17 protein-coding genes are annotated in these 20874 nt (G+C 57.1%); 7 read left to right on the top strand and 10 right to left on the bottom strand.

Annotated elements, in window-relative coordinates; all coding sequences use genetic code 11:
- Nucleotide 1 precedes the first annotated feature (1 nt).
- The 9 genes from ACFPDR_RS10075 to prpB all read right to left on the bottom strand — a co-directional run bounded on the left by ACFPDR_RS10075 (nt 2) and on the right by prpB (nt 11302).
- A complete protein-coding gene (locus ACFPDR_RS10075; protein WP_376911086.1) occupies nt 2-1213 on the bottom strand; it encodes a DUF2863 family protein in 1212 nt (403 codons plus the stop codon).
- A 236-nt stretch (nt 1214-1449) separates the two neighbouring features.
- Nucleotides 1450-3372 carry a TRAP transporter large permease gene (locus ACFPDR_RS10070; protein ID WP_371478045.1) on the bottom strand — a complete coding sequence of 641 codons (1923 nt, stop codon included), beginning with the start codon at nt 3370-3372 and terminating at the stop codon, nt 1450-1452.
- Nucleotides 3369-4001: a TRAP transporter small permease subunit gene (locus ACFPDR_RS10065; protein ID WP_009457722.1), complete on the bottom strand. Its 633-nt coding sequence runs from the start codon at nt 3999-4001 to the stop codon at nt 3369-3371. The genes ACFPDR_RS10070 and ACFPDR_RS10065 overlap by 4 nt, the downstream gene beginning before the upstream one ends.
- 138 nt (nt 4002-4139) lie before the next feature.
- Nucleotides 4140-5306 (bottom strand): TRAP transporter substrate-binding protein, encoded by a 1167-nt coding sequence (locus ACFPDR_RS10060; RefSeq protein ID WP_009457721.1) that lies wholly within the window; start codon nt 5304-5306, stop codon nt 4140-4142.
- 324 nt (nt 5307-5630) lie between these two features.
- The gene (acnB, locus tag ACFPDR_RS10055; protein WP_115634099.1) at nt 5631-8216 is read right to left on the bottom strand and encodes a bifunctional aconitate hydratase 2/2-methylisocitrate dehydratase; all 2586 of its coding nucleotides are present in this window, start codon (nt 8214-8216) and stop codon (nt 5631-5633) included.
- 139 nt (nt 8217-8355) lie between these two features.
- Entirely contained in the window at nt 8356-8631 is a 276-nt protein-coding gene (locus tag ACFPDR_RS10050; RefSeq protein WP_115634098.1) for a GNAT family N-acetyltransferase, read from the bottom strand.
- A gap of 11 nt (nt 8632-8642) precedes the next feature.
- On the bottom strand, nt 8643-9044 hold the full coding sequence (locus ACFPDR_RS10045; protein ID WP_035270831.1) for a hypothetical protein: 402 nt from the start codon (nt 9042-9044) through the stop codon (nt 8643-8645).
- Between the two features lie 90 nt (nt 9045-9134).
- Nucleotides 9135-10298 (bottom strand): bifunctional 2-methylcitrate synthase/citrate synthase, encoded by a 1164-nt coding sequence (gene prpC, locus ACFPDR_RS10040; RefSeq protein WP_009457712.1) that lies wholly within the window; start codon nt 10296-10298, stop codon nt 9135-9137.
- A 104-nt stretch (nt 10299-10402) separates the two neighbouring features.
- Nucleotides 10403-11302, bottom strand: a complete 900-nt coding sequence (gene prpB / locus ACFPDR_RS10035) for a methylisocitrate lyase (RefSeq protein WP_083054012.1) — start codon at nt 11300-11302, stop codon at nt 10403-10405.
- 254 nt (nt 11303-11556) lie between these two features.
- Between prpB and prpR the strand changes: the two genes are divergently transcribed.
- The 4 genes from prpR (at nt 11557) to ACFPDR_RS10015 (ending at nt 17852) form a co-directional block, all read left to right on the top strand.
- Nucleotides 11557-13473 (top strand): propionate catabolism operon regulatory protein PrpR, encoded by a 1917-nt coding sequence (prpR, locus tag ACFPDR_RS10030; RefSeq protein WP_239055240.1) that lies wholly within the window; start codon nt 11557-11559, stop codon nt 13471-13473.
- 108 nt (nt 13474-13581) lie between these two features.
- The gene (locus ACFPDR_RS10025) at nt 13582-14082 is read left to right on the top strand and encodes a sigma-70 family RNA polymerase sigma factor (protein WP_035270828.1); all 501 of its coding nucleotides are present in this window, start codon (nt 13582-13584) and stop codon (nt 14080-14082) included.
- A 108-nt stretch (nt 14083-14190) separates the two neighbouring features.
- Nucleotides 14191-15186: a FecR family protein gene (locus ACFPDR_RS10020; protein ID WP_035270827.1), complete on the top strand. Its 996-nt coding sequence runs from the start codon at nt 14191-14193 to the stop codon at nt 15184-15186.
- A 224-nt stretch (nt 15187-15410) separates the two neighbouring features.
- Nucleotides 15411-17852: a TonB-dependent siderophore receptor gene (locus tag ACFPDR_RS10015; protein ID WP_374697886.1), complete on the top strand. Its 2442-nt coding sequence runs from the start codon at nt 15411-15413 to the stop codon at nt 17850-17852.
- A 72-nt stretch (nt 17853-17924) separates the two neighbouring features.
- Here ACFPDR_RS10015 and ACFPDR_RS10010 read toward each other — a convergent pair whose 3' ends face one another.
- Nucleotides 17925-18914, bottom strand: a complete 990-nt coding sequence (locus ACFPDR_RS10010) for a malate dehydrogenase (RefSeq protein ID WP_022983546.1) — start codon at nt 18912-18914, stop codon at nt 17925-17927.
- Nucleotides 18915-19203: 289 nt separating this feature from the next.
- Between ACFPDR_RS10010 and ACFPDR_RS10005 the strand changes: the two genes are divergently transcribed.
- From ACFPDR_RS10005 to sdhD, 3 genes are all read left to right on the top strand, one after another.
- Nucleotides 19204-19974, top strand: coding sequence for a GntR family transcriptional regulator (locus ACFPDR_RS10005; protein WP_009457695.1), 771 nt, complete (start codon nt 19204-19206; stop codon nt 19972-19974).
- Nucleotides 19975-20076: 102 nt separating this feature from the next.
- Nucleotides 20077-20490: a succinate dehydrogenase, cytochrome b556 subunit gene (gene sdhC / locus ACFPDR_RS10000; RefSeq protein WP_009457694.1), complete on the top strand. Its 414-nt coding sequence runs from the start codon at nt 20077-20079 to the stop codon at nt 20488-20490.
- On the top strand, nt 20490-20873 hold the full coding sequence (gene sdhD / locus ACFPDR_RS09995) for a succinate dehydrogenase, hydrophobic membrane anchor protein (RefSeq protein WP_003802535.1): 384 nt from the start codon (nt 20490-20492) through the stop codon (nt 20871-20873). The genes sdhC and sdhD overlap by 1 nt, the downstream gene beginning before the upstream one ends.
- Nucleotide 20874 lies beyond the last annotated feature (1 nt).

Here is a 20874-nt window from a genome sequence, read left to right as displayed (position 1 = left end):
TTTAGTGCAGCTGTACGGGGTCCAGATCGATTTCGTCCGGCAGTTCCGGGTGCTGCATCTCGCCGTTGATGTCCGGGAAGAAGGGCGCGTTGCAATCGTCGCAGGTCTCGGTGGAGTGCAGGCCGGGCAGGCGCTGAATCTGGACCAGACCCAGGGTGCTGAGCAGGGCGGCAATCACGTCCGGAATGTCGATATGGTCGTCGCTGTGGAAAGAGGACTCGGCTTCTTCCTGGCTCAACACAGGCCAGATACAGCCATAAATCACAGTGGGCGAGGAAATGGTGCTAAAGCCCACGCGATATTCTTCGACTTGTTCTTCACCGCAAGCAACGATGGCCGCACGCAAATGGTCGGGCGAGAGCTTCACGGCTGTTTGCAGCCAGGTGATACCGGCCTTCAGGGCCAGTGGACGAATCTCGCGGTCCGACTCGCGGTTATTGCCGTAATAAGCGTTGGGAGCCAGAAACTGCAGCTGGCAGCCGGTAAACAACGGTGTGACGATGGCGGAGTAACGCTCCACCCATTGCTCTACCCAGCGCAGGTGGTCGGCTTGCAGATTGTCGCTGGATTGCTGCCAGCGAAACAGGGGCTGACCGACCGGAGCCATGACGACACCAATCAGAAAGCGGGCGTCGGCCAACAGGCTGCTGGCTTCTTCGGGTTTGTTCAGTGGAGCAGGCTCCTGGCTGCGGCCCAGAGCTTGCGCAGTCAGGCTGCGCGTCCAGGCGTAAGCCTGCTGGTAGGTCTGCGGCATCTCGTCGTAATTGACCAGATTGGGCAGCAGGGCGCACATTGTGCCTTCGGCCAGAACCGTGGCGCGCAAGGCCTCTTCCAGTTCCTTGTGTTGCTGGGGTTTCAATACTCCCTGGGGCAGTTGATAGCGTGTCCAGGCGGTCAGCGGGGCCGAAAACAGCAGGGCGTCGTACAGCACACCGTCATGCTCGATTTGCTGACACTCGGCGTGGGACTCGGCCAGTTCCATCAGGATTTCGTAATGCTGGTTTTGTTGCTGGCTGCCCAGCAGTTCCAGTGTCTGTTCAACCGCTGTATTGCGGCGCCCGCTATAGAGCTTGTCCAGCAATTGAGCGGTCAGCCCTTGCCAATAGCGATCTTCGATCTGCGAGCCGGAACGTACCAGTGCGTCGGTGTAATTGATCAGACGCTGGATTTCTTTGGGTTGTTGGGCGAGCAGTTTGGAATTGAGTTGCGACATGGACATACAAAACCGAGAGAGGGACAAGCTAGTTTACCCTTTGCCACGACCGGGGTGTGTGAATGAGGGTAGCCCCTAGGGGATGGCTGGTAGAGTTCTGGTGCTTGCAAAATAGAGGCTGGCGATAATTTGTGCCTTATCAGGCATGTACGCGAGGGGCCGCCTCCATGCACCCGGCGCCTCCCCTGTGAAAAATGGGGAAGCGTCGGGTCCGGTCCGATGTTGGCAGGTTGCGATCAGTACAACACGCTAGGTAGCCACAGGCCGATGCCAGGGAACAGGTACAGGATGATGATCGCCAGGATCTGGATACCCATGAAGGGCATCATGCCCAGGAAAATCTGGTTCAGGGTGACATGGGGTGGCGAGACGCCCTTCAGGTAGAAAGCCGACATGGCAACCGGTGGTGACAGGAATGCGGTTTGCAGGTTCAGGGCGACGAGCAGGCCGAAGAACAGGGGGTCGATCTGATAGTGCGCCAGCAGTGGCAGGAAGATGGGCATGAAGATGATGATGATCTCTGTCCATTCCAGCGGCCAACCCAGCAGGAAAATAACAATCTGCGCCAGGATCATGAACTGAATGGGTGTCAGATCCATGGACAGCACCCAGCCATTGATCAGTTCCTGACCACCCAGCAGGGCGAAGGCGGCCGAGAAAATACTGGAACCGACGAACAGCCAGCAGACCATGGCACTGGTCTTGGCGCTGAGGTACACCGATTCGCGCACCATGGAGAAATTCAAGCGGCGATAGGCGAAGGCCAGCAGGATGCCGCCCAAGGCACCCAAGGCCGCCGCTTCGGTGGGAGTGCACAGGCCAACGATAATACTGCCCAGCACGGCAAGGATCAGCATGGTCAGCGGAAAGAAGGAGCTGAGCAGCATCTTGAAGATTTCCAGCCGTGCGAAGTTCAGCATGGCGTAGTAGCACAACAAGGCCAGACTGCCCACGATCAGAAAGATCCAGAATGTCATTGGCGCGGCTTGGCGCTCTGCCGTAGTGGTTTCTTCGGCTGCCTCTGCTGCAGCTGCGGGAGCTTCTGCGCCCGGTTCGCTGGCACCCAGCGTCACAAGTGGCTCGCTGCCTTCAGGTTCGGATAAACCGCCAGCACCCGGAGGTTCTGCCAGTCCACCGCCACTGTAGTCATTGTCGAAGTTATTGAAACCGCCGCCCATTTCCTGCAGCTCGTAGTGCTCGGCTACTTTGGGTGCAGTGACCGACTGATAGCTAAAGCCCATGACAGCGATGAAGATCACAGCGGGCAGCAAGGCCACGGCCAGATTCTTGACCAGCAGCTTCATGGGCACGTCGACGTTGCGAGGCCCCTTCATGGCGTTGATCAGGCCGGGTACAGCACGGTCTGTAATGGTCTCCTTGATGGTTTGTGCGAAGGCTGGCAGAGGCACGATCCGGTCTTCCGCGGAAAGCGGAGGCGCGACACTGGGCTTGAGCTTGGCCAGAATGATGACGTACACCACGTACAGGACAGCCAGCATCAGGCCGGGGAAAAAGGCCCCGGCATACAGTTTCACGACCGAGACACCCGCGACGGCGCCGTACAGGATCAGGAGTACGGAGGGGGGCAGCAAAATGCCCAGGCAGCCCCCGGCGGTAATGGATCCAGCCGTTAGCTGTACGCTGTAACCCGCTCGCAGCATGGCGGGCATCGCCAGCAGGCCCATCAGTGTCACTACCGCACCCACAATGCCCGTAGCTGTCGCAAAGATGGCACAGGTGGCAATAGTGGCTACTGCCAGCGAACCTGGAATTCGTGCCATGGCCAGGTGCATGCCCTGGAACAGGCTCTGGATCAGGTTGGCGCGTTCAACCAGGTAACCCATGAAGATGAACAGAGGCACCGCAATCAGTACGTCGTTGGTCATGACGGCGTAGGTGCGCAGAACCATCAGGTCCAGGGTCTGCTGGATTGCTTGCTGCGTGCCCATGTCGCGATAGGCCAGCCAGGTAAAGATCACCCCCATCCCCATCAGGGTGAAGGCAGTGGGAAAGCCCAGCATGATAGTGACGACAATCAGGGCCAGCATGAGCAGGCCCAAATGGCCGTTGCTCATGTCTGCTGGCGCTGGCATGAAGATGGCAATGCTCAGGACAATGCCGATCAGTATGGTGAGCCCGAACCAGATTTCTTTTCTCATGTTGGACTCCCTTTCTTGCCGTCGCCTGTGACAAAGGCATCCAGTTTCTCAATGTCATCGCTTTTGACGTCCACCATATCCATGAGCTTGTCGACATCGACTTCCTCAACGTCCTTGTCGCGCGAAGGCCATTTTCCGTCTCGCAGGCAGCGTACGCAGTACACCATTTCCACGAAGCTTTGCAGCAGAAGGCAGAAACCGGCCAGCGGGATGATGGCCTTGAACGGGTAGATGGGCGGTCCGTTGGCCGTGATATTGGAGTGCTCCGTGATGGCCCAGGACTCGGCTGCGAAGTAGTAACCGGCCCAGAACATGGCTACCACACCAGGGATGAAGAACAGGATGTACAGGATCAGATCCAGGGCTGCCTGCAGACGGGGTGGAAAAAAGCCGTACAGCACATCCCCGCGCACATGGCCGTTCTTGGAGAGCGTGTAGGCACCGGCCATCATGAACAGGCCACCGTACAGCATGTTCATCATGTCAAAGGCCCAGGCGTGTGGGTTGGAGAGTACGTATCGAGAGAAGACCTCGAAGGAAACGAACAGGGTCAATGCCAGGACTAGCCAGCCGAACAACTGGCCTATCCACGTATTGAACCGGTCGATAAAGACCAGAATTTTCTGCATGGTAGGTTCACCTTGCTAGCGCGGAAAGGGTCTGATGCGTGTCGGCTGCGGCTTGGGGCGCGGCCGGCCTGGAGTGGGGAAGGAGACGTCATCCACATCCGGCTGGACGGGATGACGCAGTGCAATTGCCGTTAGGGGTCAGCTCTTGGCTTGGGGGGCCTTGCGACCGAAGTAGTGGTTGTAGGCCATACGGCGGTTATTGTTGGTGTCCATGTCCCACGCCATGGCGCGTGCCGCGAACGCTCGTTGCGATGCGTCGATTTCCTTGAAAAGGGGGTTGGTCTCGGCCTTCTTGGCGACGATCTGGTCCCAGACGACCAGTTGTTGCTGCAGAATGGTGTCGGGCGTTTTGTAGAATTTGACGCCGTCTTCCTTTTGCAGGCGTTGGTAGTCCTGCGAGTAACGGTCCACCGCCTTCCAGGACATGTCGGCCGATGCGGCCTCCACGGCGTTGTCGACGATGGCCTTCAGCTGTGTCGGCAAGGCGTTGTACTTGTCCTTGTTGAACATGATCTCGAAGGTTTCTGAGGCCTGGTGAAAGCTTTGCAACATGCAGACCTTGGACACGTCCGGAAAGCCCAGAGCGCGGTCCGAGGCGGCGTTGTTGAACTCCGCACCATCGAGCAGGCCGCGGTCCAGTGCCGGAACAATTTCACCGCCCGGCAAAGCATTGACGGCCGCGCCCATTTCAGTGAACAGGTCGATAGCCAGGCCATTAGTGCGGAACTTCAGACCCTTGAGGTCTTCAGTCTTGGTGATGGGTTTTTTGAACCAGCCGAACGGTTGCGTGGGCATCGGGCCGGTCAGGAAGGAGACGACATTGCCACCGATGGCATCGTACAGCTTGGCCAGCAACTCCTTGCCGCCGCCATATTTGTGCCATGCCAGGACCATATTGGCGTCCATGCCGAAGGCCGGTCCTGACGAAAACAAGGCCAGGGCGTTCTGCTTGCCGTAGTTGTAACCCAGCACGCCGTGGCCCCCGTCCAGTGTTCCCTTGGAGACGGCATCCAGCAGGCCAAAGGCCGGTACAACAGCCCCTGCCGGCAAAACTTCGATTTTCAGATCTCCACCGGTCATGTCGTTGATCTTCTTGGCGAAATCAAGAGCGAATTCGTGGAAGATGTCGACGGTGGGCCAAGTGCTTTGGAAGCGGAAGTTGATGGGACCCTGCGCGCGAGCGATGGCAGGAAAGCCCATCGTTGCTGCAGCCGCGGTGCCGGCTGCAGCACCGCTCAGGAACTTGCGCCGGGATGCGCCAGTTTGTGCTTGAGGCGCGGTGCTTTTTTTGATCCTGTTTCTCATGAGGTGTGTCTCCGAAGTGGCTGTAAGCGTTCGAGAGCAAACTGCAGCAATCTGATGTGTTTTCAGCTTTATTTCAGTCTTCTTTCAGTTTGCTTTCAGCTTTATATGCGATTCGAACACTGGCCGTACATAAGGAGTAACCACAATGATGATAGGGGTATACCCGTGGGCAGATAAGCGTGAGTGAGTGCACCTTTAGCGACGGGTGGGCTGTGCTGAACAGGCTTTTTACAGGCCTCTTGAGAGGGAAGTCATTTCAAACAGGCAAAGAAAAACGCCTTCGCCGCATGAAGCGGCGAAGGCGTTTTTTGCAAGCGCTAGGGCTTACAGACCTACGGAGTCAGCAATTTCCTTGAACTCTTCGATCTGGTCGAAGTTCATGTAGCGATAGATGTCTTCGCTATTGGCTTGCAGAACGCCCATGTCGGCCAGGTACTCTTCGCGGGTCGGGATGCGGCCCAGACGCGAGCAGATGGCAGCCAGTTCAGCCGAACCCAGGAACACGTTGGTGTTCTTGCCCAGACGGTTGGGGAAGTTACGGGTGCTGGTGGACATGACGGTGGCGCCTTCGCGAACCTGTGCCTGGTTACCCATGCACAGCGAGCAACCGGGCATTTCCATACGAGCACCAGCCACGCCCAGAACGCCGTAGTGGCCTTCTTCGCTCAGCTGTTGCTGGTCCATCTTGGTCGGAGGAGCGACCCACAGACGGGTTGGAATGTCGCGCTTGCCTTCCAGCAGCTTGGAGGCAGCACGGAAGTGACCGATGTTGGTCATGCAGCTACCGATAAACACTTCGTCGATCACGGTGCCGGACACGTCGGACAGCGTCTTCACGTCGTCTGGGTCGTTCGGGCAAGCCACGATAGGTTCGTGGATTTCAGCCAGATCGATGTCGATCACAGCAGCGTATTCAGCGTCTGCATCGGGCTCCAGCAGTTCCGGGTTGGCCAGCCAGGCTTCCATGCCCTTGATACGACGGGAGATAGTGCGCTCGTCTTCGTAGCCATTGGCAATCATCCACTTGAGCAGCGTGATGTTGCTGTTCAGGTATTCGATGATGGGCTCTTTGCTCAGGCGCACGGTACATGCAGCAGCGGAGCGTTCGGCCGAAGCGTCGGACAGCTCGAAAGCCTGTTCGATCTTCAGGTTGGGCAGACCTTCGATTTCCAGAATGCGACCGGAGAAGATGTTCTTCTTGCCGGCTTTCTCGACGGTCAGCAAGCCTTGCTTGATGGCGTACAGAGGAATGGCGTTAACCAGGTCACGCAGGGTGACGCCGGGCTGCATTTCGCCCTTGAAGCGCACCAGCACGGATTCTGGCATGTCCAGAGGCATCACACCGGTAGCAGCGGCAAAGGCCACCAGACCGGAACCAGCGGGGAAGCTGATGCCGATAGGGAAACGGGTGTGCGAGTCGCCACCGGTACCCACGGTATCGGGCAACAGCATGCGGTTCAGCCAGGAGTGGATGATACCGTCGCCTGGACGCAGGGAAACACCACCGCGTGTGCTGATGAAAGCAGGCAGTTCGTGGTGAGTTTTAACGTCAACAGGTTTGGGGTAAGCAGCGGTGTGGCAGAAGGACTGCATCACCAGATCGGACGAGAAGCCCAGGCAAGCCAGGTCTTTCAGTTCGTCGCGAGTCATTGGGCCAGTCGTGTCCTGGCTACCAACGGTAGTCATGCGTGGTTCGCAGTAAGTACCGGGACGCACGCCCTGGCCTTCAGGCAGACCGCAAGCACGGCCAACCATCTTCTGGGCCAGGGAGAAGCCTTTACCGGAGTCGGCAGGGCTTTGTGGCAGGCGGAACAGGTTGGTTGGGGGCAGACCCAGTGCTTCGCGAGCACGAGTAGTCAGGCCACGGCCAATGATCAGGGGAATACGGCCACCGGCACGCACTTCGTCAAACAGGACGTCGGACTTGACCTGGAATTCGGAGATCAGTTCGCCATTCTTGAAGGCCTTGCCTTCGTAGGGACGCAGTTCCACCACGTCGCCCATTTCCATTTTGGAAACGTCCAGTTCGATAGGCAAAGCGCCGGCATCTTCCATGGTGTTGTAGAAGATAGGAGCAATCTTGCTGCCCAGACACACGCCACCAAAGCGCTTGTTGGGAACGAAAGGAATGTCTTCGCCGGTGAACCACAACACGGAGTTGGTGGCCGATTTACGCGAAGAACCGGTACCGACCACGTCGCCCACGTAGGCAACCAGGTGGCCCTTTTCTTTCAGGGATTCGATAAAGCTGACAGGACCTTTCTTGCCGGGCTCTTCAGGTTCGATACCTGGGCGCGGGTTCTTCAGCATGGCCAGAGCGTGCAGCGGAATGTCCGGGCGGCTCCAGGCGTCAGGGGCGGGGGACAGATCGTCCGTGTTGGTCTCGCCGGTGACTTTGAAAACGGTCACGGTCAGGCTTTCTGGAACTTCAGGACGGCTGGTGAACCACTCGCCGTCGGCCCAGCTTTGCAGCACTTCTTTTGCAAAGGCATTGCCCTTTTCGGCTTTTTCCTGAACGTCGTGGAAAGAGTCAAACATCAACAGGGTGTTTTTCAGGCCGTTAGCGGCGATCTGGCCCAGTTCAGGCGAATCCAGCAGATCGATCAGCGGGCTGATGTTGTAGCCACCCAGCATGGTTCCCAGCAGCTCAGTGGCACGCTCGCGGCTGATCAAAGCACAGGTTTCTGTGCCCAGCGCGATGGCGGCCAGGTAGGAGGCTTTCACTTTGGCAGCATCGTCCACACCGGCGGGGACGCGGTGCGTCAGCAGGTCGACCAGAAATGCTTCCTCACCGGCAGGTGGGTTCTTGATGAGCTCGATCAGCTCGGCGGTCTGCTGAGCCGACAAAGGCAGCGGGGGAATGCCCAGAGCAGCGCGCTCGGCAACATGTTCGCGGTAAGAGTCCAGCATAGTGCGGGTGCCTATCGGTAAATGGTTGATATGAAAATGCAATAAATCGCGTGTTGCCCCAATTGTAATTTGAAGCGCGCAGCGAAGCAATGGTCTTATATCTTATATAAGACTTACGAGAAGCTGACTGTTATCGGGCTCAGGCCAGCAAGTCGGCGTATTCAGGGTGACGGCGGAAATAGACCACGGCATAGCTGCAAATGGGGCGTACTTTCCACTGTTGGTTTTTTGCCGTTTCCAGCGCAAAGCGGGTCAGTTGCCCCGCAATGCCGCGGCCTTCCAGCTCGGGCGGCACACGGGTGTGGGTGATGCTCATGACAGCATCGTCCAGTTCGTATTCGATCACGCTGCGGCGGTTTTCAATGTCGCAGTAAAACAGACGCGCTTGCGGGTCGTGGTGGATCTCGGTAGTCATGGCAGACTCCTTCAAGTGGGGTTGGAGTGCAGGGCGATCAGAATCCAAACAGCCAGCATGGCGATCATGCCCAGAAAGCAGCCGCCCCACAGCCCCATCAGGGGCCATTTGATGCCCATGGGGACATCATCGGGTTGCACGTGCTTGAGTAGCCGGTTGGCATTGCCAAACAGCGAGTTTTGGCGTTTGGGGAAATTCAGACGTAAAAAATAATCCAGCAGTACGCCTGCCTTCAGCGAAAAACTGAGTTTTTCCCAGGGGTACTGATCCAGATAGGGATGACGCAACACCTGGTTGCTGCGGCGCAGATTGAAAAGCAGTAAATAAGCGCCGGAGACCAGACTGGTCAAGGCACAGGCAATCATCAAGGTGCCGGCCAGCGGCAGGGCGTAGCGTACAAATTCAGAGAGCATTGAAGTCACCAGCAAGACGGCCCCGCGTGCGCAATGCAGCGGGGCCGTGTGGGTTAGATCACAGGCAAATAATAGCCCAGGATCTGTGACTTATGGGCGCTGATCCAGAGGCACAAAGCTCTGGTTTTCAGGGCCAATGTAGTTGGCGGTAGGACGAATAATCTTGTTGTCCACGCGCTGCTCAATGATGTGAGCCGCCCAGCCAGCCGTACGCGCGATCACGAACAAAGGCGTGAACATGGCAGTAGGGACACCCATGGTGTGGTAGGACACGGCCGAGAACCAGTCCAGGTTGGGGAACATTTTCTTCACTTCCCACATCACGCTTTCCAGACGTTCGGCAATGTCGAACATGCGGGTGTTGCCATCGGCCACGGCCAGCTCTTTGGCCACCGATTTGATTACTTCGTTGCGTGGGTCGGAGATGGTGTAGACAGGGTGACCGAAGCCAATAATGACTTCCTTGTTTTCCACGCGCTTGCGGATGTCTTCTTCAGCTTGGTCGGGGTTCTCGTAGCGCTTCTGGATTTCAAAAGCCACTTCGTTGGCACCGCCGTGCTTGGGACCGCGCAGGGCGCCGATCGCACCGGCAATTGCGGAGTAGAAGTCCGAACCTGTACCGGCGATAACGCGGCTGGTAAAGGTGGAGGCGTTGAACTCGTGCTCGGCGTACAGGTTCAGCGAGACATGCATGGCTTTTTCCCACTCGGCCGATGGCTTCTCACCATGCAGCAGGTGCAGGAAGTGCGCGCCGATACTGTCGTCGTCGGTCTGTACGTCGATCATCTCGCCGTTGTGGCTGTAGTGGTACCAGTACAGCAGGGCCGAACCCAGGCAAGCCATCAGACGGTCGGCGATGTCGCGTGCGTCGGGCAGGTTGTGGTCGTCTTTTTCAGGCAGCACGCAGCCCAGAACCGACACGGCAGTACGCATCACGTCCATGGGGTGGCTGTGGGCAGGCAGGGTTTCCAGCGCGGTTTGCAGGGCCAGAGGCAGGCCACGCAGACGCTTGAGCTTTTGCTTGTACGCGCGCAGTTCGTCGCGGTTGGGCAATTTGCCGTGGATCAGCAAATGAGCCACTTCTTCAAATTCGCAAGCCTGGGCCAGGTCCAAGATATCGTAGCCGCGGTAGTGCAGATCATTGCCACTGCGACCGACCGTGCACAAGGCGGTATTGCCTGCAACAACGCCAGACAGGGCAACAGATTTCTTGGGCTTGAAGCCAGTGCTAGGGGTGTTCTCAGTACTGCTCATAAAGGTCTCCTGGTTGCTGGGCAGCCAGCACGAGGCTGGCTGCTGAATGGGGTATTACCCGCGCGACGGCCCAGTCAAGGGGCCGGGTGGGAGCCTGTGGTGGCTCAGGACTTCTTGTTTTTCTGGAACAGCTTGTCGAGGCTTTGCTCGTAAGCATGGTAGCCGATACGATCGTACAGTTCTTCACGAGTCTGCATCAAATCGATGACATTTTTTTGATGTCCGTCACGACGGATCGCCTGGTAGACAGTTTCGGCGGCCTTGTTCATGGCGCGGAAGGCAGACAGGGGGTAGAGCACCATGGCGACATTGGCCGAAGCCAGCTCTTCCACCGTGAACAATGGGGTTTGGCCGAATTCGGTAATGTTGGCCAGCACGGGGACATCCAGCGTTTCGGTAAAGCGACGGTAGGTGTCCAGGTCGTAGCAAGCTTCAGCAAAAATGCCGTCTGCACCTGCTTCCACGCAAGCCTGGGCACGTTCCAGAGCAGCGTCCACGCCTTCGACGGCAATCGCGTCTGTACGAGCCATGATGAAGAACTCGGGATCGGTACGGGCGTCAACAGCGGCTTTCACGCGGTCGGCCATTTCACCAGTGCTGACGATTTCTTTGCCGGGGCGGTGACCGCAACGCTTGGCGCCAACCTGATCTTCAATGTGGCAAGCGGCAGCGCCGAACTTGATCAGGCTTTTGATCGTGCGGGCAATGTTGAAGGCCGAAGCGCCAAAGCCGGTATCAATGTCCACCATCAAAGGCAGATCGCACACATCGGTAATGCGACGAATGTCGGTCAGCACGTCGTCCAGCGTGTTAATGCCCAGATCAGGCAAACCCAAAGAGCCAGCCGCGACACCGCCACCCGACAAGTAGATGGCGCGGTAGCCGGCGCGTTGGGCCAGCAAAGCGTGGTTGGCGTTGATGGCGCCGATGATTTGCAAAGGCTGTTCTTCACGTAGGGCCTGGCGGAAACGGGCGCCTGCCGATGTCAGTTGGTTTTGGCTCATTTGGGGCTCCAGATCACAAGATATAAAAATGTCGTCAGCGTAGTGCTGCGATGGGTTGGTTCTACTAAAGCAAATGCTGTGCCAAGTTCAAATATGGGGGCGATGAAAAGCCTGAACCCAGAGGAGGCGGGGATTTCTCGCGTGGTGTGATGTCGTCGCTCCCTTCCAGGAATATTGTCTTTTCCTGTTTTGTGTTTCAATATTGAAACGTAATTTGAAGCAGTGTCGCATTATTGAAGCCCGGGTGAAACCATATGCCTTATCCTTCCTCCCCGCCTGCGCGTCTGCGTCTGGTGGCTTTCGGCCTGCATGGACTGCGTTCTCTATTGGAGGAGCTGGTGCCGCAGTTTCGCGCCCAGGCTGAAATACTGATTGTGGACAAAGCCTATGGCGAGGCCGTGGAGGCCGTGCAGGTTTTGCGACAAACAGGCGAAATTGACGTGCTGGTGTCTGCCGGTTCCAACGGCAGTTATTTGCGCGAACATCTGGACTTGCCGGTGGTGTTGGTCCATCCCGGTGGCTTCGACATTATGGGCAGTCTGGCCTCGGCACAGGCAGAGCGCAAAGCGGTGGTGACCTATGGCGAAATGCCGCTGGAGCTGCTGGAGTTCGTGCAGCGTTTTGATCTGCCTGTGGAGCTACGTAGCTATCGCAGTGAAGCCGACGCCCGTAGCTGTGTCCAGGATTTGAAAGAGCTGGGCGTGGAGTGGGTGCTGGCACCCGGTCTGGTGGTGGATCTGGCGCGCGAGAATCAGATGGAAGGCGTGCTGCTGTATTCACAAGGAGCGGTGCGACAGGCCCTGGAATCCGCTATCGAACTGGCTCGTGTGGCTCGCGCTGAGGCTGCTCGCCGGGATCGCTTGAATACGATTCTGGCGCAGTTGCGTGACGGCGTGGTGTCAGTGGACAGGGACGAGCGGATTGAAACCGTGAACCCGGCGATGGAAGCCTGGTTGGGCCAACCGGCTCAAGCCATGATTGGCCGTCGTTTGGGTTCCTTGTATCCCGAGCTGGATCTGGCTGGCACGCTGCGCAGTCTGGAAGTGCAGTTGGATACGGTGCAGCAAGTAGGTGGCCGTACCGCGATCGTGACCCGCATGCCGATTCTGGAGCAGGGACGCTTGAGCGGGGCAGTGCTACTTTGCCAGGACCCGGCAGCGATTCAACGACTGGACCGCAGCTTGCGTTCACGCAGTCAGCAAGCCGCATCGCGTCATGCCCGTTACGAGCTATCTGATCTGGTGGGGCAAAGCTCGCCCATGCGTAAGCTGCGTGCTCAAGCCCAAGCTTGCGCTCAAAGTACTGCCACAACCTTGATTATTGGTGAAAGCGGCACAGGCAAGGAATTGCTGGCTCAGGGCATTCACAGCGCCAGCGCCAGACGCGCGCAACCCTTTGTGGCCGTGAACTGCGCGGCTTTCCCGGACAGCCTGTTGGAAAGCGAGCTGTTCGGGTATGTGGAAGGCGCCTTCACGGGCTCCAGCCGCGGCGGCAAGGTGGGGCTGGTGGAAGCGGCCCACACCGGCACCCTGTTTCTGGACGAGATCGGCGAAATGCCCTTGCCGCTACAAACCCGTTTGCTGCGTGTGCTGCAAGAAAAAGAAGTGCTGCGTATCGGGGCGATTGAGCCAACGCCGGTAGATGTGCGCGTGATTGCGGCTACTCACCGCGATCTGGCCGCGCAGGTTAAAGAAGGCGTGTTCCGCCAGGATCTGTTTTATCGACTGAACATCCTGGTGCTGCGTTTGCCGCCTTTGCGTCTGCGCACCCAGGACTTGCCGGAGTTGGTGGAGCATTTATTGGCCAAGGTTGCCCAACGTCTGGGTGGTGCAATCACGCTCAACTCGCAGTGGATGGCGGAGTTGCTTGAACTAGGCCGCCACTACACATGGCCCGGCAATATCCGCGAGCTGGAAAACCTGATCGAACGCTTGATGGTCCTGGGCACAGTGCAAGGGGATCAGGCTGTGGTGCTGGAAGATATTGCGCCTGAGTTGCGGGCCGTGGTGAGCGAGCCCGCCTTGCCAGCCTTGCGTGATCAGCAGGAGCGCAGTGAACAAGAGCATCTGGCCAAAGTACTGGAAGAGTGTGGTGGCAACCGCGCCTTGGCGGCACAGCGGCTGGGGATTAGCCGTAGTACCTTGTGGCGGAAGTTGCGTAAAACGGAGTAGCTATCGGGTCGCCCCTGTGCTCGGAAACGATAAATTGATACGTCAGCTCATTATGAATGAGAATCATTGTTATTATGTCGGCTTTCATTCTTTTGCAGCTTGTTCCGTATGCCCCGATCATCCGCGCCCAAGAAAACGTGGCTCGCTCATTACATTGAGCTGGTTGCGGCGTGGCGTCGGAAAGCACCTCATGAAGATAGCGAAGACGCTATGCAGGATGCAGCGCTGCGCTTATTGGAAAATGCTGCGGCTACGGTTGACAATCCGCGCGCGTATCTGAAGCGCAGCACCGCCAACGGCGTTATTGACCGTTATCGCCGCCAGGCGATTTTGCCTACCACTCCTTTGCACGAACTGGACGAGCATGAGCATCCGCAGGCCCCGGAGTTGGAGTCGGAGTTGGTCTCGCGGCAAATGCTGGCAGACTTGAAAAGCGCTCTGAATGAGTTGCCTTTGGTGTGTCAGCAGGTCTATGTGCGTCATCGCATTGAAGGCTGGACGCATGCGGAGATCGCGAGTGCCATGGGCATTTCCCGCTCGGTCGTCGAAAAGCACATGAGCCGCACGCTGCGCCATTTGAATAAAAAGTTACAGAAATATGCCTCTTGAACCGACAAATTGTTCGGGTCTTGCCCCTTCTCGAACGTCTATAGGTATGAAGGGGTATATTTCCATGCGGCTGCTTTGTTGTGCAGCTTGCTCTCTTGTTGTGCTGTGATGAAACCACCGAACGCTTCTTCCTCCTCGGTAGAACCGGACGAGCTTGCCGCTCAATGGTTTGCCTATTTGCATTCTGACGATGCTTCGTCGGAGGATTGGCGTGCGTTCGAGCAATGGCGACAGGCGAATCCCGAGCATGACCGGCAGTACCGCAATGTGCAGCGTATTTGGGATGCCAGCCTGCATATTCCCAAGGAAGAATGGAGCGAGATTCTATCGCGCCGCGAGGCTCCCAAGCCTGTCCCTGCACTGACGCGTCGACGCTTTGCCTGGGGGCTGGCGGGCATGTGTACCGCGGCCGTGGTAGGAAGCGTGGCCCTGAGTGGTGGCTGGTTGGAGTCGCCGCAACAGACCATGAGCTTATTGGCCCAGCGTGGTGAGCAAAAGCAGATGAGCTTGCCGGACGGTTCCGTGCTGGAGCTGAACTCGGGTGCACGCGCAACAGCGCGCCTTTACGAAGGCAAACGTGTGGTTCAGCTGCTTGAAGGGGAGATCTTCTTCTCAGTGCAACATGACCCATCCCGCCCTTTTGTGGTGGAGGCGGGCGAGAGCCGAATCGTGGTAACGGGTACGCGCTTTAATGTGCGTTACGACGCTCAGACCACGCAAGTCAGTGTGGAGTCGGGCTCGGTCAATGTGTCCAATGGGCCGTGGTGGAATCGTCAGTCACGAGCTCTGGAAAAAGGGCAGGGGCTGGCTGTGTCGGACGAGTTGGGCTTGGGGCCGGTGCACCTGCCTGACCTGGACAGCACGCTGGCTTGGCGACGCGGCAAGATCGTCTTTGAAAATACGCCTTTGTTCCGCGCTGTTGCTGAGATCAACCGTTATCTGGATCGTCCCGTAGTGCTGGATGCACCGACACTACGAGATCATCAGATCGCGGGTATTTTCAGTGTGGATGACCCCCAATCGTTTCTTGAGATGCTGCCGGTTTTCGCTCCGGTGCTTGTGGTGCGTGCCCCGGATGGGCGCCTGCGCATCGTCGCCAAATAATTTCCTGTAATGCGCGAGCCGTGGTGTGAGCTTTCTGTTCTCGTCTGCTGTTACACTTTGTTTCGAAAATGATTCTCATTTCCCATCCGATGTTTGCGGGGCTGGCTCGTCTATAGACATGAGGGGGGAGGATTTGCGATTTGCGCACAGTCCCCTGAAAACACCTTTGGCCAAAGGGATATCTGCGTCAGACGCGAAACTTCATTTATGGAATTTGCAGGATTGTGAAAACGGCATCATTACGTGCGGCATCGCGCACGCCCTTATCGAGCATGCAGTTCAGCATGTCGGCCTTGGCCATGTCTATTGCGCTTGCGCTGGGTACGCTGCCTCAAGCTGCAGTCGCTCAATCAGCAAGCATTCAGTTCCACATACCGGCTCAGTCATTGAGCAAGGCGCTATTGGAATTTGGTGAGCAGGCCTCTTTGCAGATTTTCTTCTCCCAGGATGTGGTGCAGGGATATAGCGCTCCGGCGCTGACAGGCAGCCTGTCTCCCGAGGAAGGGTTGCGTCGCCTTCTGGCGGGTACCGGAATCGAGTTTGTGCGATCCGGAAAAAATGTATCGCTGCGGCGTCCTGCTCTGAGCGAGGCTACACAGCTGGCGCCTATTCAGGTCAAGGCCAGCCTGGACCCGACCACGGAAGGTACGGGCTCCTACACAACGCCGCTGACCAACACCGCAACCAAGATGAACTTGTCGATCAAGGATACGCCGCAATCCATCAGCGTGATTACTCGTCAGCAGATGGAAGATCAGCAGTTGAATACGATGACGGATGTCCTGGGGCAGACGCCGGGTGTGACCATGGCGCAGGATGGTGGCCAGCGCTTCAATATTTATTCGCGTGGTAGTGCCATTGATACCTATCAGCTCGATGGTGTGACCACGACGCAAGTGAATCAGACACGCACCATGCCCAGCACCTTGCTGGATATGGCGCTGTATGACCGGGTAGAGGTGGTGCGCGGGGCAACCGGTCTGATGACGGGAGCGGGCAGCCCCAGCGGAACGGTGAACTTGATACGTAAGCGCCCAACGAAGGAGTTCCAGGCCCACGTGCAGTTGGGGGCGGGCTCCTGGGATTTTTATCGGGCAGAAGCGGATGTGTCCGGGCCCCTGACTGAAAGCGGCAACCTGCGAGGGCGACTGGTTTTTGCCAAGCAGGACAACAACAGCTTCATGGATGCCTACAAGCAGGACAAGGACCTGTTCTATGGCGCTTTGGAGGCGGACCTGACAGAGACCACCTTGCTACGCCTTAGCGTGGATCATCAGCGCTACAAGGCCAAGGGCGCGCCTGGCGTACCCTTGATCTTTACCAATGGCGAAGCAACCGATTTCTCGCGCTCGACCAGCACGGGTGCCCGGTGGATGTATGACGAGTTCAAAACGACCAACTACACGCTGAATCTGGAACAGGATTTGCCCAATGATTGGCAGTTCAAGGTGGCGGCCAATTACATGGATGTGGACCGGGATAATCTGAATGGCTCCTACCAGGTCGGCTCGGGTCGTTCTTTCCTGGATAAGGAAACAGGCAGTGCAGGAATGCTGCGCTACCGCGCAGGGGCTACGCAAAGCCAGAAAGGTGTGGATGTTACCTTGCAAGGGCCTTTCGAGCTGGGCGGGCGTCAACACGATTTCATTGCCGGATTCAATTTCCAGAACTATGAAAACAAGCATACGGGCTGGGATGTGGGCGTTTCCAAAGTCAATTTCTATACCTGGAATAACGAGCTGGAACGTCCTGCGAATACGGGGCAGGTAGGAGAGATTTTTAATGTGAAGTCTCGCCAGACAGGTGCTTATGCTGCGGTGCGTTTCAATCCGCTTGAAAGGACGCATTTGATTGTGGGTGCGCGGGTTTCCAGCTATGACTACGACTACTATTACGCCAGCCCAACTGACAAGTTCTTGCAGACCTATGGCATGCGTGAGCGTGACCAAATCACGCCTTATGTTGGCCTGGTTTATGACCTGACGCCTGAGCAAACCATTTATGCCAGTTACACGGATATTTTCCAGCCTCAGTCCGCGCAGGATCGTAATGGCAAGGTCCTGGATCCAATTATTGGCAAGAATCAGGAGCTTGGCTGGAAAGGCGAGTTTCTGGATCGTCGTCTGAACGCGAATATCGCCCTCTATCAGTCCCAAAAAGATAATGTGGCCGAGGAAGACGCGGGCTTTACGGTGCCAGGTCAGAATACCCAGGCTTTTCGTTCTGTGGATGGCGCCAAGACCAAGGGGATTGACCTGGAACTGGCTGGGGAGATCACGCCGGATTGGAATGTGCATTTCGGTTTCAGCCACTCCAAGACCAAAGATGCCCAAGGCGAGCAGTTGCTGACAGTGCTGCCCGTGAACACCTTGCGCTTGTGGACGACATACCGTTTACCAGGCCAATGGAGTGCCTTGACGGTAGGCGGGGGTGTCAACTGGAACTCCAAGACCTCCTTACGCTTTAGCCGCTACAACAGCACCGTGGAGCAGGACAGTTATGCGGTGGTGAACTTGATGGCGCGCTATCAGTTCAACAAGAAATTTGCGGCGACTCTGAACGTGAATAACTTGTTCGACAAGACTTACTATCAGGGCATGGGCGGCAGCTACGGCCACTACGGTGCGCCACGCAGTGCATTCCTGAATCTGCGTTACGACTTCTGATGCAGGCAGGCTAGCCCTCAGGCAAAAAAATCCCCGCCAATCAGGCGGGGATTTTGCAGACTAGCGGGTCAATTAGCCCAGCAGGTCTTTCACGCCGTCACGCTCTTCCAGCAGCTCGTTCAGGGTGTGGTCCATGCGCTCACGCGAGAAGGCGTCGATTTCCAGCCCTTCAACACGCTTGTACTCACCGTTTTCGGTGGTCACAGGCACGCCGTAGATGATGCCTTCAGGAATGCCGTAGGAGCCGTCCGAAGGAACACCCATGGTGACCCATTTGCCGTTCGAACCCAGCACCCAGTCGCGCACGTGGTCAATGGCGGCGTTGGCAGCCGAAGCAGCCGAGGACAGGCCACGGGCTTCGATGATGGCGGCGCCACGTTTGCCCACGGTGGGGATGAAGGTTTCGCGGTTCCAGGCCTGATCGTTGATGATCGCGTCGATCTTCTCGCCGTTCACGGTAGCGAAACGGGTATCTGGGTACATGGTGGGCGAGTGGTTGCCCCAAACGATCAGGTTCTCGATGTCAGCAACAGCCTTGCCGGACTTGGTGGCCAACTGCGACAGGGCGCGGTTGTGGTCCAGGCGCAGCATGGCGGTGAAGTTCTTCGCTGGCAGGTCAGGAGCGGACTTCATGGCAATGTAGGCGTTGGTGTTGGCAGGGTTGCCGACCACCAGCACTTTCACGTCACGGCTGGCCACTTTGTTCAGGGCACGGCCTTGTGCTGTGAAGATCTGGGCGTTGAAGGCCAGCAGATCTTTACGTTCCATGCCTGGGCCACGAGGACGGGCACCGACCAGCAGGGCGATATCAGCATCTTTGAAGGCGGTTTCAGGATCGCTGTGGGCGGACATGCCTTGCAGCAGCGGGAAGGCGCAGTCGTCCAGTTCCATCATGACGCCCTTCAGGGCCTTTTGGGCTTTCTCGTCGGCGAGTTCCAGCAGCTGCAGGATTACAGGCTGGTCTTTGCCCAGCATTTCGCCAGAAGCGATGCGAAACAGCAGGGCGTAGCCAATCTGGCCAGCAGCGCCGGTAACGGCGACGCGCATTGCGGGTTTGGACATGAGAGTAAGACTCCGTTTTTGGGTTTGAAGACGGTGACGAAAAACACAGTTTAAATCTTTTGCAGACCGGGCGGCTGGCGTGGAAAACGGTTTTTCGCAAGAGGAAAAGCCTCTTTTTTCACTGCGCAGACTAGACCAAAACGATAGCGGCGTCAAACGTCTTATATCTTATATAAGACATAAGAGCGTTAGACATTCGGGGCCGGTCATGCGAAAATTAGTGCACTGTCTATTTTATGAACAAATGCGCGTTCCAAGCTGTATCTGTCGCGCATTTTTTATGAGCCCCATGTCTGATAACGTGCCGCCGCTACGCACCCAGGAAATCGAAAAATCCGCTCCTAGCGCGGCCTATAGCCCTCTGTATCAACAGATCAAGGCTTTGTTGCTGCAGGGGCTGGATCGTGGCGAGTGGAAGCCCGGCGAAGCCATCCCCAGTGAACTGGAGCTGGCTGCCCGCTTTCAGGTCAGCCAGGGAACGGTGCGCAAGGCCATTGATGAGCTGGCCGCCGACAACCTCCTGATCCGTCGTCAAGGCAAGGGTACTTTTGTGGCTACTCACCACGAAGCCCGTGTGCGCTTTCGTTTCCTGCGCCTGGCCCCGGATGATGGCAAGCCTGTGGCTTCCCAGAGCCGTATTCTGGATGTGCGTCGAATGAAAGCGCCTACGGATGTTGCCGTGCTGCTGGATTTGCGCACCTCCGACATGGTGGTGAACCTGCGCCGGGTTCTGTCCTTTGATCAGGTCCCGACCATTTATGACGATATCTGGCTGCCTGGCTCCGTCTTCAAGGGTTTGACCCTGGAGGCCGTTGAGCAGAACAAGGGCCCGATGTACGCCTGGTTCGAGAGCAAATTCGGCGTGAGCATGGTACGCGCCGATGAAAAGATTGGTGCTGTCAGTGCCACCGAAGAGGCCGCCTCGGTCTTGCAGGTCGCTGCCGGTTCGCCGCTCCTGCACGTGGAACGCGTGTCCTATACCTATGGTGATCGACCGATGGAGTTGCGCCGGGGCTTGTACCTGACTGAGCGCTTCCATTACCGAAACACGCTCAGCTAGTTCGGCGGCATACGGTATTTGATACTGCACCGTAGTGTCAAATAGGTGAAAATACCAAGGTTAAAAATTTTATGACTTTTTTTTATCTACTTCGAGGCCATCATGTCTGATACCGCACCCAAGCAGCGTCCGCAGTATCGCAATATCAGCGTGCCGCAGATATTGAGCTACCGCTTGCCCCTGGCTGCAAAATCGTCGATTTTGCATCGTGTCAGTGGTGCATTGCTGTTTCTTTGCCTGCCGCTCGTTCTATTGCCACTGTTCTCTTTGAGCGTCAGCTCTCCAGAGTCCTTCGAGACCTTGCGCAGCTACGTCGACAACCCTGTCTGTAAGCTGATCCTTCTGGTCCTGATCTGGGGCTACCTGCACCACTTCTGTGCCGGCATCCGCTATCTGGCACTGGACCTGCACCTGGGTAACGACAAAGAGTCCGCCAAGAAGTCGGCCGGTATGGTGTTCGGGGTCAGCCTGGCGCTGACCGTTGTGTTTGGTTTGAAACTGTTTGGGGTGTGGTAATGGCAAATCGTGAGCGCATTGGCGCAAACCGCCTGGTAGTGGGTGCCCACTACGGTACCTTGGACTTTCTGGCACAGCGTGTCACCGCAGTCATCATGGCCATCTACACCTTGGTCATCATCGGCGGCATCCTGTTTAGCAGTGAACTGAATTTCGAGACCTGGCGCGGCCTGTTCTCGTTCACGGTCGGCTCCCTGCCTTTGGGTCAGTTGCTGGCAACCTTGTTCTTCCTGTCTTTGTCCTGGCACGCCTGGATTGGTGTGCGTGACATCTGGATGGACTACGTCAAGCCCGCTGGTCTGCGCTTGTTCCTGCAAGTGTTGACCTTGCTGTGGCTGGTTGCCAGTGTCGTCTTTTTTGCAAAAATTATCTGGAGTCTCTAAA

It is taken from the genome of Alcaligenes sp. GCM10023179, from assembly GCF_042653705.1.
Taxonomy (GTDB): Bacteria; Pseudomonadota; Gammaproteobacteria; order Burkholderiales; family Burkholderiaceae_B; genus Alcaligenes; species Alcaligenes phenolicus.
This window is presented reverse-complemented; position numbering and strand designations above follow the sequence as displayed.